Below are 17,780 nucleotides of genomic sequence, written 5' to 3'. Positions count from 1 at the left end.
GCGCTGCCGAGCCAGGCCCAGCAGCGCCTGAAGGCCCTGGTAACAAGGCTCAGGCAGGTCACCGACGACCTCACGGTCCAGAAGCAGCGCCGCGCCAGCATGTTCGACAACACGGAGATGCAGGCAAGTGTAGACGAGGTGATCGCCCTGCTGAAGCGCCAGTCCCGCTCGCTCGAAGGCGAGATCGCCTCCATGATCGACGACGATCCGCTGTGGGCAAAGCTCGCCGAAACCTGGCGCGAGGTGAAGGGCGTGGCTGGACGGACCGTCGGCCGGCTGCACGCCGAGCTGCCGGAGATCGGTATCCTCTCCAACAAAGCCATTGCCAAGCTGGTCGGCCTCGCCCCGATCGCCAATGACAGTGGCAAGCGAAAGGGCAAGCGATCCATCCGCGGCGGCCGCGCCGGCGTCCGCTCGATCCTCTTCCTCGTCGCGGCCATTGCCGCGCGTTATGACCAAAGCCTCGCCGACTTTCGCGATAGGCTGGTCGCTGCCGGAAAGGAAAAAATGGTCATTCGCATTGCGCTCGCCCGTAAGCTCCTGGTCCGCCTCAACGCCAAAGCACGCGAGGCGCGTGCCGCTTACGCCAATGCAACTTGACAATCCAGATAGTCGCTCATCCGGCGCTTCGCGCCACCTTCTCCCACAAGGGGAGAAGGGAAGGCGGCCGAAATCACTTCGGGCTTCCCGTCAGCACCTTCACGCCGCCGAACGCGGTCACTTCTCCGCGACGCAGCATCACGATCTGGGTCGCGAGCTGGCGCAGTTCGGCGGCGTCGTGGCTGACATAGACCATGGGAATGCCTTCGTCGCGCAGCCGGATCAGATAAGGCAGGATCTCCACCTTCCGCCCTTCGTCGAGTGAGCCGAGCGGCTCGTCGAGCAGCAACAGGCGCGGCTTCGACAACAGCGCGCGTCCGAGCGCGACGCGCTGGCGCTCGCCGCCGGAAAGTTTTCCAGGACGGCGATCCATGAGATGGCCGATGTCGAGCAGGTCGGTGACGCGGCTGTGCTGCGCCGGATCATCCGGCAGGCGGTTCATGCGCCGCCCGTAATCGAGGTTCTGCCGCACGTCGAGATGCGGGAACAGCCGCGCGTCCTGGAACACATAGCCGATGCGGCGCCGGTAGGGCGGCACATGCACGCGCGCCTCGGTGTCGTCAAGCGTCTCGCCATCGAGCGAGATGATGCCGCGGTCGGGCTTCAGCAGTCCCGCGATCATGTTGATCAGCGAGGTCTTGCCGGCGCCCGACGCGCCGAACAGGCCGGTGACGCGGCCTTCACTGGTGAAGGTAGCCGAAAGCGTGAATTCGCCAAGGTGCTTGGTGACGTCGACGCGGAGCATAATCAGTTTCCGTGCAGCCGCTTCGTCGCGCGCCGCGCGAACCACTCCGATGCAACAAGCGCGCTCATCGCGATCACGATGGAGATGATGACGAGCCGCGCCGCCGCAAGGTCGCCCTCGGGCGTCTGGATCAGCGAATAGATCGCCGACGAGATGGTCTGGGTCTCGCCCGGGATGTTGGAGACGAAGGTGATGGTCGCGCCGAACTCGCCGATCGCCTTGGCGAAGCCGAGCACCATGCCGGCGAGCACGCCCGGCAGCGCCAACGGCAAGGTCACGGTCAGGAACACCTGCCAGGGCGCCGCGCCCAGCGTTCCCGCCGCCTGCTCCAGTCGCCGGTCGACGGCCTCGATCGAAAGCCGGATCGGCCGCACCAGCAATGGAAAGGCCATCACGCCGCAGGCGAGCGCCGCACCGGTCCAGCGGAAGGCGAAGACGATGCCGAGATGATCGGCAAGCCATGCGCCGAGAAAGCCGCGGCGGCCGAGCGCAAGCAGCAGGAGATAGCCGGTGACAACGGGCGGCAGCACCAGCGGCAGGTGCACGAGCGCGTCGAGCACCGACTTGCCCCAGAAGTCACGGCGCGCCAGCAGCCACGCCAGCGCGATCCCCAGGGGGGTCGCGACCAGCGTTGCGACGATGGCGACCCGCAGCGACAGCAGGATCGCCGTCCACTCGGTCGGCGAAATCTCGAACACGTGGGCTCAGATCATGCTTCCACTTTTCCGGATCATGCTCAGGTCGTCGGCGTGATCAGGAACTTGAAGCCGTACTTCTCGAGGATGGTCTTTGCCGCCGACGATTTCAGGAAGTTGAGGTACTCGGTGGTCTCGGGCTTCGCCGTCGTCGTCGCCGCGACCGGATAGATGATCGCGGGATGGCTGTCGGCGGGAAAGGTGCCGACGATCTTCACGCCAGGCTCGACCTTGGCGTCGGTCGAATAGACGATGCCGAGCACGGCCTCGCCGCGGGCGACCAGCGTCAGTGCCGCGCGCACGCTTTCGGCCATCGCGAATTTCGGCTCGGCTGCCTGCCAGGCGCCGAGCTTCTCCAGCGCCGCCTTGGCATATTTGCCGACCGGCACGGCCTTGACGTCGCCGGTCGCGATCCTGCCGTCGCCGGCGAGTTTTGCGAGATCAAAGCCGGCGCCGATATTGACGTTGTCGATCTTGGAGTCCTTCGGCGCGATCAGCACGATGCTGTTGCCGAGCAGATTGACCCGCGTCGCCTCGTTGATGTTCTTCTGCTTGATCGCGTAGTCCATCCAGTCGGTGTCGGCGGAGACGAACACGTCGGCCGGCGCGCCCTGCTCGATCTGCTTTGCCAAGGCAGAGCTGGCGGCATAGCTCGCATTGACCTTGACGCCGGTCTTGGCGGTGTAGGCGGCGTCGATGTCGTCAAGTGCGTTCTTCATCGAGGCGGCCGCGAACACGGTCAAGGTCTTTTCCTGCGCGCTCGCAGGTAAGGCGGCTGAAGACAGCACAAGGACAAAGGCGGCGACAATTCCGGCAAGGCGGTTCATGGCAAGCGCTCCATCACGTCCACATGCACGCGGACCGCGCGCATACTTCGGGCGTTGGTTGAATCGGTGTGGTCCGCGACAGACGGAAGCGCCGTTCCGGGTGACCCCGAGGCTTACGGCCGCCGGGGATATCGCGGTGGGAACATAACAGGCTGGTCGCGTGGGTAAAGGCGACCGTTTGTCTAGAGCTGGATAACTTTTCCTGGAAAAGCCATCCAGCTCCAGCTCTTTGTTTGGGCATGATTTTTTCGGAAAACCGGTCTCCACTTTTCCGGATCATGCCGTTGCCCGTCATTCGCTCGGTAATATCGCGATCGAGATCGAATTCTCTTTGGCCCCGCTGATCTGCAGCACGAACGGGCTCGCAGAAAGCTCGAATTTTACCGTCTTGCGGATACCGTCGCAGTCGGTGGCGCCGCTGAATGCCTTGGGCTTGAGGAAGTGACCATCCTGCACCACGTCCAGCCAGGCGCCGGACGACAGGCTGATCGTGTAAAGGCCGGCCTTGGGCGCATTCTTGAAGCTGGTGAAGCCGGCAAAGGTGCCGTCCTTCGGTGCCCGTTCCGGCGGCGTCGGCAGTTTTGCATCTGCCGGCGCCACCAGGGTCAGCGTGAGTCCGCTTGCGGGCAATGCCGCAAACTCGTTGCCCGATGTCAATTTGGCGCGATCGGGCGCGGTCAGCGCGGCGCGCTCGCGATCGATCGGCCATTTGAACTTGTCACAACCACTCGGTTCTTCCGCTGCAAGAGCGGGAACGGCGCCGAGCAACAGCAACGCAATCAGAACAGATGTCCGCCGCATGACTATTCCACCGCGATCATGACATCGGAGGCCTTGACCACGACGATGACCTTGCCGCCAACCTTGATGCCGAGATCATCGACCGTCTCGTTGGTGATCGAGGATGTCATGACGGTGCCGCCGATATCGACGCGGACATGGGACGTGGTTGCGCCCTTCTTCACCTCGACGACGGTGCCCTTGATCTGGTTACGTGCACTGAGACGCATGATCGCTCCTCGCAATGGTTGAATGCGCGCGGTCATGCCGCGCCTATGTGGTTTTTGGTTGAAACGAGCGGGACCGTCGTCCCCGGCACAGACCTTGCGCTTGCGGCGCAGGCCGATGCGACAATAGCCCATCAAGCCGCCGCGGGAATAGCGTCCTGACGAAGATGTTATCCTTGCGGCGCAATGCGTAGCCCGGATGGAGCCAACGGGTCGCGCGATGCGCGCCTGATGGCTCCATCCGGGCTACGGCGTCCATCGAAGAAGATATTACTGCTTCGCGTCCGGTGCATTCAGCACCGCTTTGCAGGCGGCCGGCATTTGCGCCAGCGTCATCGGCGGCTTCGGCTTTGGCGGTATCAGCGGCGGTTTCGGATGCAGCACCGCATCGGAGAACCAGAAGGCGAAGTCGGAAGGCTTGCAGCCTTCATCCTCCGACTGCGACGGCTGGCCCTCGCATTCGGTGGCGCCGGCCGGGCAGCGCATGCGGATGTGGAAGTGATAGTCGTGGCCCCACCACGGCCTGATCTTGGCGAGCCAGCTACGGTCGCCCTTGGCCTCGCGGCAGAGCGCCTTCTTGATCGCGGCGTTGACGAAGATTCGCTGCACGCCCGGCTCCTGCGCGGCGTCGCGCAGCACCAGCACATGGCCAGGGGTGAACACTTTGGGATCGATATCGAGCCGGTCCGGCCGCACCATCATCACCGCCGACATGTCCTCGCGCTCCTCGCGCGACAGCCTGCGGTCGGGCATCGGCGTCAGCCAGACGTCGGCATCCAAACCGATCTGGTGACTGGCATGGCCGCTCAAGGCGGGCCCGCCGCGCGGCTGCGCGATGTCGCCGACCAGGATGCCCGGCCAGCCGGCATCCTTGTGCGCCCTGACCGACAGCCGCTTCAGCAGCGCGATCATACCGGGATAGCCCCAGTTGCGGTTGCGCGACAGCCGCATCACCTGCCAGGTCTCGCCGTTGATCGGCATCTGCGCCGCGCCGGCGAGGCAGCCTTTGGAATAGGAGCCGATCACCCGCGTCGGCGTCGCCGTCGGCAGCACCTTGCGCGCGAACAATTCCTTGGCGCCGAGCTTGGGATCGTTGGGATTGGCGAGCGGCGGCAGCGGCTTCGGATTGACCGAGCCTCTGTCCTGCGCCGACGCGGCGTCGGCACCAAGCGACAGAGCTGCAAGAATCAGCAGGGTCAATATCGGGCGGGACGTCATGGGATTCACTCGAAGGGCAGTCAGCGTAACATGGATTCGACGTTCCGCGAGCCGCTGTGACATCGCAATTGGTTGATCTCCAGCACGAACTGGCACGTGATGAACTTCAATGGAGTAGCAGCCACCATGAACCCTGCGCTCCCTCTCTCGCTTGCGGGAGAAGTGGAAAAAATTCGCCAGCCTCACTGCATCTCGATGTTGGCCGACTTGATCACCGTGCCCCAGCGGTCGACCTCGCTGCGCAGATATTTGGCCGTCCGCTCCACCGAGCCGCCATAGATTTCCGCGGAGAGCTTTCGGAAGTTGGCCTGGATATCGGGCCGGGCCAGCACTTCGTTGATGTCGGCATTGATCTTCTCGACGATTGCCTTCGGCGTCCCGGGCGGGGCCACGATCGCGTACCAGGCGACCGCTTCGAAGCCCGGCAGCGTTTCGGCGATCGTCGGCACGTTGGGCATGGATGGCAACCGTTTGGGCGAGGCCACCGCCAGCAGCTTGAGCTTGCCGGCCGTCACCAGCGGCAGCGTGACGCCGAGATTGTCGAACATCAGGTCGACGTCGCCGGCGAGCAGGCCCTGCAGCGCCGGCACGGTGCTGCGATAGGGGATCTGGCGCAGCTTCACCTTCGCCATCGTCTCGAACAGTTCGGAGCTCAGATGCGACGTGGTCCCGCTGCCGAGCGTGGCGGCTGTGAGCCCATCGGGGTTTGCGCGCAGATGATCGATCAACTCCGCCACGCTGGATGCCTTGATGCCGTTGGGGCGGACGAAGATCGCGTTCGGCACCTGCGCCATCACGATGATCGGTTCGAACTTCGCCGGATCAAAGCCGAGCTTCCGATAAAGATTCTGGTTGATGACGAGCGGCGGCGGCGGCGTGGAGAGCAGGGTGTAGCCGTCGGGGGCGGCATTGTAGACCTCCTCGGCCCCGACATTTCCGGCTGAGCCGGTCTTGTTCTCGATCACGATCGGCTGGCCCCATTTGCGCGACAGCCAATCTGCCACCAGCCGCGGGACCGCGTCCGCCGTGCCGCCGGCGGAGAATGGCACGATGATCCTGACGGTGCGGTCCGGATAGTCTCCGGCAATGCCGGGACCAGATGTCAGCAGCAGCGCCAGCGTCGCCGCCAAGAGAGTGCTGATGGTGAGAGATCGATTGTGCGTGCCCTGGCGCATCGGGTCCCCTCCCCGAGGCGATGCTCGCGCCTCGTCCGCCGTCTGCAACTTGGCGTCCCCTGCGATGGAGGATAGCCCGAACCGGCAGGCGGCCGAAGCCTTTTTGGCGGCAGCAGATGTCGCGCCGCCTCATCATTGGTTCGATGCAGGCTCGCGGCTTAACCGGGCATTAACCCTGTCGCGCAATGACGCAATTTCGTGCGGAATACGCGCCATTGGTGCATCCGCAGCATCGCTACCCGGATCGCGGGAAAATTGGCTCCGCGCGCTTGGTTGATTTGCCGGTTGGATTTGCTTTTCAGCCCCTCCGAGCCGCCCGCCGGTATTCAGGGATGCGGAAGTCCGCCTCCTAAACAGGCAGCTCGGAGTCCGGTTCTATTCTGGGAACCGGCGGAATATACCATTTTTTCAGACACTTATCGGAGAAGCATGCTCGACGGGAGTGCGTGTGGCGGAAAATCGATGCCGAAGATGGGGCCAAGAGCGGCTAAGAAACTGAAGCGCAAAGTGACGGCGAGAATTCCCGGCCGTCCCGTCAAACCCGATCCGAAGCTTTCAGGCGGCCGGCGGCGCGTTCCATCCGAGATCGGCGAGATCGTGCGCAAGCGCGCCGAGACTGAAGCGGCGATTGCGGATGCGCGCCGCTCCAACGAACGCCTGCGCGAGGCGATCGACATCCTGCCGCAGGGCATCGTGTTCCTCGATGCCGAAGGCCGCTACATCCTCTGGAACAAGAAATATGCCGAGATTTATCGCCGCAGCTCCGACCAGTTCGAGCACGGCGCGCGGCTGCAGGACACGCTCCGGGTCGGCGTCGCCCGCGGCGATTACCCCGAGGCAATCGGCCGCGAAGAGGCGTGGATCGCCGAGCGGCTGAAGAAGCTCTATCAGCCCGGCGAGCGGCATGAGCAGAAGCTTGCCGACGGCCGCGTCGTCCTGATCGAGGAGCGGCTGACGTCGGATGGCGGCGTCGTCGGCCTGCGCGTCGACATCACCGAATTGAAGCAGCGCGAAGCGTCGTTCCGCCTGCTGTTCGACGGCAATCCGGTGCCGATGATCCTCTGCTCGCTCGACGGCGAGCGCATCCTTTCCGTCAACGATGCCGCGGCCGAGCACTATGGCTTCAGCCGCGCCGAATTCGAGAAACTGACCATCCGCAGCCTGCAGGCATTCGATACCGAACTGCCGTGGATCGGCGGCCGCGACGGCGACGAGCAGGCGGCGCGGACCTGGAAGCATGTGCGGGCCGACGGCACGCTGATCGATCTTGCGATCTATTCGCGCGAATTGATGCATGGCGACCAGCCCGCGGTGCTGCTGGCGCTGATGGACATGACCGAGCGCAAGCGCGCCGAGGCGCGGCTTGCCTTCATGGCCCAGCATGACGGCCTCACGGCGCTACCCAATCGCAATCTGTTGCGCCAGCAGATGGACGACATGCTGCTGCACACCCGCCGCAGCGCCGAGAAGGTCGCGGTGCTGGTGCTCGGCCTCGACAATTTCAAGGCCGTCAACGACACGCTCGGCCATGGCGTTGGCGACAAGCTGTTGCGCGGCGTCGCAAAACGCCTGCGCTCGACTTTGCGCGAGGAAGATGCGCTGGCCCGCCTCAACTCCGATGAATTCGCGATCGTCCAGAGCGGCGTGTCGCGTCCGGAGGACGCGGTGCTGCTCGCGAAGCGGCTGCTGGAGGCGATTGGCGAACCCTATCTGCTCGACGGCAATTCCATCGTGATCGGCGCCAGCATCGGCATCGCAATGTCGCCCGGCGACGGCGACGAATCCGAGAAGCTCTTGAAGAGCGCCGACATGGCACTGTCGCGCGCCAAGGCCGAATTCCGCGGCACCTTCTCTTTCTTCGAGGCCGAGATGGACGCGCGCGCCCAGACCCGCCGCAAGATCGAGATGGATCTGCGCGACGCGATCCACGAGGACGGGCTGCGGCCGTTCTATCAGCCGCTGGTCGATCTCTCGAGCGGCCGCATCACCGGCTTCGAGGCTCTGGTGCGCTGGCCGCATCCCGAGCGCGGCATGATCTCGCCCGGCGAGTTTATCCCCGTTGCGGAAGAGACCGGCCTGATCAATCCGCTCGGCGGCTTGATGCTGCGGCGCGCCTGCAACGACGCGGCGCATTGGCCTGACGATGTCCGCGTCGCCGTCAACCTGTCACCGCTTCAGTTCCGCACCGGCAATTTGTTGTCGCAGGTAACGGAAGCGCTGAAGCATTCCGGCCTGCCGGCGCGGCGGCTCGAGCTTGAGATCACCGAGACGCTGCTGCTGGAAAAGAGCAGCCAGGTGCTGGCCACACTGCACGCGCTGCGCTCGCTCGGCGTGCGCATCTCGATGGATGACTTCGGCACCGGCTATTCCAGCCTCAGCTATTTGCGCAGCTTCCCGTTCGACAAGATCAAGATCGACCAGTCCTTCGTGCGCGACCTCGGCTCCAATCGCGATGCGCAGGCGATCGTGCGTTCGATCATCAGCCTCGGCAAGGGCCTCGGCGTCACCATCACCGCCGAAGGCGTCGAGACCGAAGCCGAGCTGAGCTGCTTGCGCGCCGAAGGTTGCCACGAGGGCCAGGGCTTCCTGTTCAGCCGCGCCAGGCCCAATGCCGACATCGTCAGCCTGCTGCAGGCGCAGCGCGGCGGGACGGATAACGAAGCCGCGCTGGTGGCGTGAGCCGATTCGTAGGGTGGGCAAAGCGCAGCGTGCCCACCATCACGAGCGGAGTGCTGATGGTGGGCACGCTACGCTTTGCCCACCCTACGGCTGATCAGCGTGTGGTCGGCGGTCCGGCGAGATTCCCTGCGAGGATCGCGCGGCCGGCGTCCTCGTAATGGGTGTCGCGGGCCTGGATCTGCTGCGCGATCGCGTGCATGTCGCGGAAGCGGCGCTCGAACTTGTTGGCGGCGAACACGGCCGTGGCACCCGCCATATGATAGGCGGTATCGACCACGGCTGCCGATTGGTGGATGGTCCAGGTCGAGGCGACGCGCAGTGCCACGCGCTGGCCTTCGGTGAGCGGATTGCCGCGCTCGAGATCGCGCCAGACCTCGGCTGCAGTCGCATAGAGATAGGCGCGTGCGGCGCGCAGGCTCGCCTCGGTACGTCCGATTAATCCCTGCACCGCATTGTTCTCGCGCATCGCCTTCAACCCTTGCGGCGTCTTGCCGCGCGAAAGCTCGATCGCCGCATCGAGCGTGGCGCGCGCGACGCCGAGCGCGGTCGCCGCAAAGCCCATGCCGAACACCATGTTGGTGGAAAGCTTGTACAGCGGGCCGCCTTCGCGCAAGGCCGAAGGATCGTCGCGCAGCGCGGTGAATTTCTCCGGGATGAAGAGGTTCTCTACCGAATAGGAATCGGTGCCGGTGCCCTTCAGCCCGATCACGTCCCAGACGTCGTGCATCGTGGCGCTGGTCGCCGGAAACAGGATGGTGCGGATTTCCGCCGAGCCGTCCGCCTTCTTCCGCTGCGTACCATCCTGTTCGACCACGCGCACATGCGCGCCCAGCCAGCTCGCCTGCCGCGAGCCCGAGGCAAAGTCCCAGCGCGCATTGGCGAGATAGCCGCCCGGCACCGCCTTCACCTCATGCGCGATCGCGCCCCAGGCCAGAATGCCCGGCGCGACGTTGAAGATCTCGTTGGCCGCATCGGGCTGGAGATAGGCCGCGGTCATCGCGCAGACGCTGCATTGTCCGAGGCACCAGGCGGTGGAGGCATCGGCCTTGGCGATCTCCTCCTGCATCTGCATGAACGCTTCCAACGTTGCCTCGCTGCCGCCGAAGCGTTTCGGCAGCAGCGCCCGGTACAGCCCGTTGTCGACCAGCGCCGACGTCACCGCACCCGTCAGCCGTCGCGTCCGCTCGATCTCGTCGGCATCTCGTGTGATCAACGGCGCCAGCGCGCGCGCCTTATCGGCGAGATCGAATCCTTCCACCTTGCTCATGCGTTTCCTCGCTGTTCTTGTTTTGTTGAGCGGGAACGCGATGGTGGCCTATCCGTGGGGGGAGGGCAAGGTGGCTAATCTCCAACGCTGTCATTCCGGGGCGCGCGTAGCGCGAACCCGGAATCCATCAGGCGACATAACCGGTGGAGAGATGGATTCCGGGTTCTCGCTTCGCGAGCCCCGGAATGACGGCGGGCCTCAGCTATCCACCTTCAGTGCGGCAATGAAAGCTTCCTGCGGGATGTCGACCTTGCCGAACTGCCGCATCTTCTTCTTGCCTTCCTTCTGCTTCTCCAGAAGTTTTCTCTTACGCGTGATGTCGCCGCCGTAGCACTTGGCGGTGACGTCCTTGCGCAGCGCGCGGACGGTTTCGCGGGCGATCACCTTGCCGCCGATCGCCGCCTGGATCGGGATCTGGAACATGTGCGGCGGGATCAGTTCCTTCATCTTCTCGACCATGGCGCGGCCGCGGCCCTCCGCGCGGGTGCGGTGCACCAGCATCGACAGCGCATCGACCGGCTCGCCATTGACCAGGATCTGCATCTTGACGAGATCGGCCGCCTTGTAGTCGGTCAGATGATAGTCGAACGAGGCATAACCCTTGGAGACCGATTTCAGCCGGTCGTAGAAATCGAACACCACTTCGTTGAGCGGCAAATCGTATTTCACCATCGCGCGGCTGCCGACATAAGTCAGCTCCTTCTGCGCGCCGCGCCGGTCCTGGCAGAGTTTCAGCACGCTGCCGAGATATTCGTCCGGCGTGAGAATGGTGGCCTCGATCCAGGGCTCGTCGATCTCGGCAATCTTGACCACGTCGGGCATGTCGACGGGGTTGTGGATCTCGATCTCGCTGCCGTCGGTGAGCTTCATCTTGTAGATGACGCTCGGCGCGGTCGCGATCAGGTTGAGATCGAACTCGCGCGACAGCCGCTCCTGGATGATCTCCAGGTGCAACAGCCCGAGGAAGCCGCAGCGGAAGCCGAAGCCCAGTGCGGCCGAGGTCTCCATCTCGAACGAGAAGCTGGCGTCGTTGAGCCTGAGCTTGCCCATCGCCGCGCGCAGGGTTTCGAAATCGTCAGCGTCGACCGGGAACAGGCCGCAGAACACCACCGGGACCGCCGGCTTGAAGCCCGGCAGCATCTCCTTCACCGGGTGGCGGTCGTCGGTGATGGTGTCCCCGACGCGCGTGTCTGCGACTTCCTTGATCGCGGCGGTGATGAAGCCGATCTCGCCGGGGCCGAGTTCGTCCACCTGCTGCATCTTCGGCGTGAAGAAGCCGACGCGCTCGACGTCGTAGGCTGCGCCGGTGCCCATCATGCGGATGCGGCCACCCTTCTTCATCACGCCGTCGACGACGCGGATCAGGACGACCACACCGAGATAGACGTCGTACCAGCTATCGACCAAGAGCGCCTTCAACGTGGCATCCTTGTCGCCCTTCGGCGGCGGCAGGCGGGTGACGATGGCCTCCAGGACATCGGGCACGCCGAGGCCGGTCTTGGCCGAGATCATCACGGCGTCGGAGGCGTCGATGCCGATCACGTCCTCGATCTGCTGCTTGACCTTCTCGGGCTCGGCCGCGGGCAGGTCGACCTTGTTCAGGACCGGCACGATCTCGTGGTTGTTGTCGAGCGCCTGGTAGACATTGGCGAGCGTCTGCGCCTCGACGCCCTGGCTGGCGTCGACCACGAGCAGGGAACCTTCGCAGGCCGCCAGCGACCGCGAGACCTCGTAGGCGAAGTCGACATGGCCGGGCGTGTCCATCAGGTTGAAGATGTAATCCTTGCCGTCCTTGGCGCGGTATTTCAGCCGCACCGTCTGCGCCTTGATGGTGATGCCGCGCTCGCGCTCGATGTCCATGGAATCGAGCACCTGTTCCTTGCCGGCCATCTCGCGATCCGACAGGCCGCCGGTCATCTGGATCAGGCGGTCGGCCAGCGTCGATTTGCCATGGTCGATATGGGCGACAATGGAGAAGTTGCGGATGTTCGGAATAGGGACGGTCGTCATGGGGCGCGAGATAGCATTCGCACCCCGAAGCGGCAACCACATTGCGGAATTTTGAGGCGGTTTCACCTCTTCCGCCTGCGGGGGAGGTCGGCGCGCCAGCGTCGGGTGGGGCTCTCTCCACCTGCAAGGACGGCGTGAATCGCGACACCCCCGCCCCAGCCCTCCCGGAGCGAGCTTTGCTCGTCTCTTCCGCAAGCGGGAGAGGGAGCGCGGCATCGTTCCCTCACGCCAAGCTGATTTCATTCGCCCGTAAAACAGGCTAGGCAGGGGCCATGGCGACTGCATCAATCCTGCCCACGGCGGCGCGCGCAAAACGGAAATTGTCGATCTCGCGCCTGGCGGCGTGGCTGGTGGCGCGCGCAACCGATCCCGTCACCGGATTATGGTTCGTCACCGGCTTTGCGCTCGCCCATGCCGTGCTGTGGACGCTGATCCTCGTCAATCTGAAGTCCGCGCAGGACATCCATATGGACGTCGCGGAGGCCTTTGCCTGGGGCCAGAAATTCCAGCTCGGCTATGGCAAGCATCCGCCGCTGTCCGGCTGGGTCGCCGGCCTCTGGTTCCGCATCTTCCCGGTGACCGATTGGGCGACCTATGCGCTGGCGATGGCGGTCATCGCCGTGAGCCTTGTCGTCTGCTGGCTGATCGCGCTCCGTGTCGTCGACCGCCGCCGTGCCTTCTTCGTCGTGGTGATGCTCGCGCTCTATCCGATCTTCAACTTCAAGGGCTACAAGTACAACGCCGACCTGCTGCAGCTTGCGACCCTGCCGCCGGTCGTGCTGGCCTATCTCTATGCGTTCGAGAAGCGCACCGCGATTTCGGGCATCTGGCTCGGCCTTGCCGGCGCGCTGGCGCTGATGACCAAATATTGGGTGCTGACCATGATCGGCGCCATCGGGCTGGCGGCGCTGATCCATCCCGAGCGGTTGCGCTTCCTGGCCTCGCCGGCGCCGTGGGTTGCGATCGCAACGCTGATCGTGGCGATGATTCCGCATATCGTCTGGCTGAGCGAGGCCCATTTCGCCCCGCTGACCTATGCCGGAGATGTCTACAGCATCGACAATCGCGCGGTCAGTCTGTACCTCGTGAACGGCTATATCGTCCACAATATCGGATTGCTCGCCGCCTGCATCGTGCTGGCGGCGCTGGCGCTCGGCTGGGGCGCGCTGGTGCGGCGGCCATCGACCTTGTTCACGCGCAACTGGTCGCTCGGGCCGAATTCCGGCGTCAACCTCTCGCAGGCGCTCAACGTCTGGATCATCCAGATCATCGTCGCCATCGGGCCGCCGCTCGGCGCGCTGTTCTTCGAGATCTACATCAAGACCGACTGGGGCATCTCGCTGTTCTTCCTGACGCCGCTGGCGCTGGTCGCGATCCCCTGGCTGCGGATCCCCAAGATGGCGCTGTTTCGGATCAGCGCGATCTGGTTCGTGATCACCATTGCCATGCTGTTCGCGTCTCCGACCATCGCCGAGCGCGAGCTCGCGGCCGATCCGAACAGCGTCGCGAAATACGGCGCGCGTGCCGAGCTTGCGCGCGAACTCGCCGAAGCCTGGCACCGCAAATTCGCCTCACGCTGGGCGGCGGTGGCCGGCACCACGGAGGTGATCATGCCGCTGGTGTTCTACAGCCCCGATCATCCGGCGCCGTTCACGCCGGGCGAGGTCTGGGGCGCGGGTCTCACCAGCGAAGCGGAAGCCAAGCGCCTCGGCTTCATCGGCGTGTTCGATCCCAATGACGGACGCTTGCCGGCGTTCGAGAGCTGGATCGCCAAGAACGCGCCGCACGCCGAGCGCCTGATCATGACCACGCGCCGCTTCGTCCACGGCCATCCCGGCCCCGCCGTAAGCTGGAAAGTCTACATCGCGCCGCCGGCGCCGGACGTCCCAAAGTGACGACCTCATCCCGAGGAGCCGCGCCAGCGGCGTCTCGAGGGATGGGCCACGGACCACTTACTCTCCGTCATTCCGGGGCACGACGAAGTCGCGAGCCCGGAATCCATTCTCCCACTTGTGCAGGCGGCGAAATGGATTCCGGGCTCATCGCTTTGCGATGCCCCGGAATGACAGCGGAGAAATTCGCCAGCGATTCCATGGTGATTTGCCCCGTCTGGCCCTCGCACAAAAAACATTCCGCTTTCGGCGTCGGGCAAATCAGTGATTTAACTCCGCGCGTCTCAGCGCGAATGAGGGGCGGGTCGCGATCGTCACGAACGTTGCGGTGAGATGCGGTGGACGCAGTTGTTGCGAAAGACGAACGCAACATCCGCGGACGGCGAAGTCGTGTGGTCCTGGCGCCCCGACGCTGGCGCTAAGTTCGTAGAAGCAAGCTTCTACAGATGACGGTGGCAAGAAAGCCCGGTCACCGGGGAGAGCACGAAATAAGCCGTAAACCATCGCGCAGGGAAAGCCGGAATGCTTCGGTTGAACCTGTGGTCCTACCCCCGTGCTTTTTGTTGCACGGGACCCATGGGTGCAACCGGCACCCGGCTTTCCCTGCGCCCTCTGATAGGGAGGAGGGTGGAAAGTGAAGCAAACCTCGGGCGTAACGCGCCGCGAGAATGCGAACTCACATCCTCTCACCACACTCCACCGTCATGCCCCGCGCAGGCGGGGCATCCAGTATCCGGCGGCCTCTCGGCTCAAGCACTACCGCCTCTGGAATACTGGATCGTCCGGTCAAGCCGGACGATGACAGCGGAGAGCTGTTTGACATGTGAATCAGACCTCACCGTCATTGCGAAGCGTGGCCGTGACGCGGGACACACAGCGCCACCTGCATAACGTCCGTCCGTTTGCGCTGGTTGATCGGGCGGCGTCCGCTCTCCATAGTGCGCCTGCAACAGCGAGGTTCCCTGCCGGGCGCCTTGGGATGGGAACGTCGATGAGTGCCACGACCAGCGATGAGATCGCCGACGACGCGCGGGCGCGCGCCAATGTGCTGCGGCTGGCCGCAGCGCAGGCGCTGACCGGCGCCAATTCGGCGGTCATCTTCGCGACCGGCTCGATCATCGGCGCGACGCTGGCGCCGAGCGTCTCGCTCGCGACCGTGCCGCTGTCGATGTATGTGCTGGGGCTTGCCGCCGGCACGCTGCCGACCGGCGCGATCTCGCGCGCCTATGGCCGGCGCACGGCGTTCATCATCGGCACCGGCTGCGGCGCGCTGACCGGCGCGCTCGGCGCCTTCGCGATCCTGCGCGGCGCATTCTGGCTGTTCTGCCTTGCGACCTTTCTCGGCGGGCTCTATGGCGCAGTGGCGCAATCCTATCGCTTCGCCGCCGCCGACGGCGCCAGTGCCGCGTTCCGGCCCAAGGCGGTGTCCTGGGTGATGGCGGGCGGCGTATTCGCCGGCGTACTCGGTCCGCAGCTCGTGCAATGGACCATGGACATCTGGCCGCCTTATCTCTTCGCCTTCAGCTTCTTGATGCAGGCGTTCGTTGCCCTGGTCGCGATGGCGGTGCTGGCCGGCGTCGATGCGCCAAAACCCGCCGCGGTCGACCTGCATGGCGGCCGGCCGCTGCTCGAGATCGCGCGGCAGCCGCGCTTCATCGCCGCCGCGCTGTGCGGCATCATCGCCTATCCCATGATGAACCTGGTGATGACGTCGGCGCCGCTCGCGATGAAGATGTGCGGCCTCTCGCTCAGCGATTCCAATTTCGCGATTCAGTGGCACATCATCGCGATGTATGGCCCGAGCTTCTTCACGGGCTCGCTGATCGCCCGCTTCGGCGCACCGCGCATCGTTGCGCTCGGCCTGCTCTTGGAGGCGCTTGCGGCGACGATCGGGCTCTCCGGCCTGACCACGCTGCACTTCTGGGCGACGCTGATCGTGCTCGGCGTCGGCTGGAATTTCGGCTTCGTCGGCGCCTCCGCGCTGGTGCTGGAGACGCACCGCCCGCAGGAGCGCAACAAGGTTCAAGCGTTCAACGATTTCCTGGTGTTCGGGACGATGGCGGTCGGCTCGTTCTCCTCCGGCCAATTGCTCGCCAATTACGGCTGGTCGGCAGTGAATCTTGTCGTGTTCCCGCCGGTGGTGCTGGGGCTTGCCGTGCTGTGGATCGTATCGCTTGCGAAGCGGCGCGCGAAATTGCGCACCGTCGATGAATTTCCGGAACCAACTATTTGAGGACTTGCTGACAACTGCTGACAGTTCGGTGGTGATCGAAATGATGATCTAGCAAGCCCTGCTAATGGTGTTCGTCATGGCCGGGCTCGTCCCGGCCATCCACGTCCTTGGCGGCCGAAAAGAACGTGGATGCCCGGGTCAAGCCCGGGCATGACGGCTAGACCAACAGACAAACGACAAGCAAGAACCGTGGACGCATCAACTCACACCAGCATCGACGAAGCCGCGCTCCGCTACGACGGCTGGCGCATCGTGGTCGTCTGCTTCCTGCTCGCGACGTTCGGCTGGGGCCTCGGCTTTTACGGCCAGAGCGTCTATGTCGCCGAGCTGCAGCGCCTGCACGGCTGGCCGGCATCGCTGATCTCCTCCGGCACCACCTTCTTCTATCTCGCAGGCGCGGGGCTCGTCGTCTTCGTCAGCGAGGCGATGAAGGCGTTCGGTCCGCGGAGCTGCTTGATCGCGGGCACACTCGCGATGGCTGCGGCGGCGGTCGCGATCGGGCAGGCGCGCGAGCCCTGGCAGCTCTATCTTGCCGACGCCGTGCTCGCCTTCGGCTGGGCCGGCACCAGCCTCGGCATGATCACCAACACGCTCGGCCTGTGGTTCGACAAGAAGCGCGGCATGGCGATCAGCCTGGCGCTGAACGGCGCGAGCTTTGGCGGCATCGTCGGCGTGCCCCTGCTGGTCGCCGGCATCGGCTATTTCGGTTTCTCCGGCGCAATGACGGCGGCGGCCGTCGCGATGATCGTGCTGATGGTGCCGGTGATCCTGATCTTCGTCGGCCGGCCGCCGGCGCATCTGGGGACGGTGGCGCTCTCGGCTGCAGGAGGGCCGTCACCGACGCAGATCCGCGCCGGCGCGCTTCGCGATCTCGGCTTCCTGTCGGTCTCGATCGCGTTTGCGCTGGTGCTGTTCGCCCAGGTCGGCTTCATCGTGCACCTGATCGCGTTCCTGGATCAGGTGATCGGCCGCGAGCGCGCGGCGGTGGCGATGGCGCTCCTGACCGCGATGGCGGTGGTCGGACGCGTGACGTTCTCCTTCGTGATCGACCGCCTCAACCAGCGATTGGCGTCGGCGCTGTCCTTCGTCAGCCAAGCCGTGGCGCTCCTGGTCATCATCAACCTGCGCAGCGATTGGGCGCTGATTGCGGCCTGCGCCGTGTTCGGCTTCTCGGTCGGCAACCTGATCACGCTGCCGGCGCTGATCGTGCAGCGCGAATTCGACCCGCGCGCGTTCGGCGTGCTGGTGAGCCTGGTCACCGCCATCAACCAGATCACCTATGCCTTCGGTCCAGGCGTGGTCGGCCTGCTGCGCGATGTGTCGGGGAGTTACACGCTGCCGTTCTACGGCTGCATCGCGCTCCAGTTGATTGCAGCCGTGCTGATCATGATTAGAAGACGTGGCAATGCGTAGCCCGGATACGGGCCCCACG

The 17,780-nt window shown here is 64.7% G+C and carries 14 protein-coding genes; 5 read left to right on the top strand and 9 right to left on the bottom strand.

Annotation, left to right across the window (positions count from 1 at the left end):
- Positions 1-600, top strand: a 600-nt coding sequence (locus tag ACZYOF_RS06650) for a transposase (protein ID WP_463703344.1), incomplete at its 5' end; no start/stop codon positions are given.
- Positions 601-673: 73 nt separating this feature from the next.
- Here the strand turns inward: ACZYOF_RS06650 and modC are convergent.
- The 7 genes from modC to ACZYOF_RS06615 all read right to left on the bottom strand — a co-directional run bounded on the left by modC (position 674) and on the right by ACZYOF_RS06615 (position 6,267).
- Positions 674-1,345: a molybdenum ABC transporter ATP-binding protein gene (gene modC / locus ACZYOF_RS06645; RefSeq protein WP_130584045.1), complete on the bottom strand. Its 672-nt coding sequence runs from the start codon at positions 1,343-1,345 to the stop codon at positions 674-676.
- A gap of 2 nt (positions 1,346-1,347) precedes the next feature.
- Positions 1,348-2,043 carry a molybdate ABC transporter permease subunit gene (modB, locus tag ACZYOF_RS06640; protein ID WP_282531440.1) on the bottom strand — a complete coding sequence of 232 codons (696 nt, stop codon included), beginning with the start codon at positions 2,041-2,043 and terminating at the stop codon, positions 1,348-1,350.
- Between the two features lie 38 nt (positions 2,044-2,081).
- Positions 2,082-2,867 (bottom strand): molybdate ABC transporter substrate-binding protein, encoded by a 786-nt coding sequence (gene modA, locus ACZYOF_RS06635; RefSeq protein ID WP_130584043.1) that lies wholly within the window; start codon positions 2,865-2,867, stop codon positions 2,082-2,084.
- A 291-nt stretch (positions 2,868-3,158) separates the two neighbouring features.
- Complete coding sequence (locus ACZYOF_RS06630; RefSeq protein WP_463715230.1) at positions 3,159-3,668, bottom strand: hypothetical protein; 510 nt, start codon at positions 3,666-3,668, stop codon at positions 3,159-3,161.
- Positions 3,669-3,670: 2 nt separating this feature from the next.
- The gene (locus ACZYOF_RS06625) at positions 3,671-3,877 is read right to left on the bottom strand and encodes a TOBE domain-containing protein (protein WP_463715229.1); all 207 of its coding nucleotides are present in this window, start codon (positions 3,875-3,877) and stop codon (positions 3,671-3,673) included.
- A 267-nt stretch (positions 3,878-4,144) separates the two neighbouring features.
- On the bottom strand, positions 4,145-5,092 hold the full coding sequence (gene mepA / locus ACZYOF_RS06620; RefSeq protein WP_463715228.1) for a penicillin-insensitive murein endopeptidase: 948 nt from the start codon (positions 5,090-5,092) through the stop codon (positions 4,145-4,147).
- Positions 5,093-5,274: 182 nt separating this feature from the next.
- A complete protein-coding gene (locus ACZYOF_RS06615; protein WP_463715227.1) occupies positions 5,275-6,267 on the bottom strand; it encodes a Bug family tripartite tricarboxylate transporter substrate binding protein in 993 nt (330 codons plus the stop codon).
- 462 nt (positions 6,268-6,729) lie between these two features.
- Between ACZYOF_RS06615 and ACZYOF_RS06610 the strand changes: the two genes are divergently transcribed.
- Positions 6,730-8,946 (top strand): putative bifunctional diguanylate cyclase/phosphodiesterase, encoded by a 2,217-nt coding sequence (locus ACZYOF_RS06610; RefSeq protein ID WP_463715226.1) that lies wholly within the window; start codon positions 6,730-6,732, stop codon positions 8,944-8,946.
- Between the two features lie 94 nt (positions 8,947-9,040).
- On the opposite strand, the gene ACZYOF_RS06605 is transcribed toward ACZYOF_RS06610, so the two are convergent.
- Together ACZYOF_RS06605 and lepA are read right to left on the bottom strand one after the other, a co-directional pair.
- On the bottom strand, positions 9,041-10,213 hold the full coding sequence (locus ACZYOF_RS06605; RefSeq protein WP_463715225.1) for an acyl-CoA dehydrogenase family protein: 1,173 nt from the start codon (positions 10,211-10,213) through the stop codon (positions 9,041-9,043).
- Between the two features lie 198 nt (positions 10,214-10,411).
- The gene (lepA, locus tag ACZYOF_RS06600) at positions 10,412-12,223 is read right to left on the bottom strand and encodes a translation elongation factor 4 (protein ID WP_130583046.1); all 1,812 of its coding nucleotides are present in this window, start codon (positions 12,221-12,223) and stop codon (positions 10,412-10,414) included.
- A 272-nt stretch (positions 12,224-12,495) separates the two neighbouring features.
- On the opposite strand from lepA, the gene ACZYOF_RS06595 reads away from it, so the two are divergent.
- From ACZYOF_RS06595 to ACZYOF_RS06585, 3 genes are all read left to right on the top strand, one after another.
- Complete coding sequence (locus ACZYOF_RS06595; protein WP_463715224.1) at positions 12,496-14,118, top strand: glycosyltransferase family 39 protein; 1,623 nt, start codon at positions 12,496-12,498, stop codon at positions 14,116-14,118.
- 988 nt (positions 14,119-15,106) lie between these two features.
- Positions 15,107-16,348, top strand: a complete 1,242-nt coding sequence (locus tag ACZYOF_RS06590) for an MFS transporter (RefSeq protein ID WP_463715223.1) — start codon at positions 15,107-15,109, stop codon at positions 16,346-16,348.
- 150 nt (positions 16,349-16,498) lie between these two features.
- Complete coding sequence (locus ACZYOF_RS06585; RefSeq protein ID WP_463715222.1) at positions 16,499-17,761, top strand: MFS transporter; 1,263 nt, start codon at positions 16,499-16,501, stop codon at positions 17,759-17,761.
- Positions 17,762-17,780 lie beyond the last annotated feature (19 nt).

It is taken from the genome of Bradyrhizobium sp. LeoA1Lang, assembly GCF_055413685.1.
Note: the sequence above shows the minus strand (reverse complement) of the source record. Positions and strands in the feature narration are given on the sequence as shown.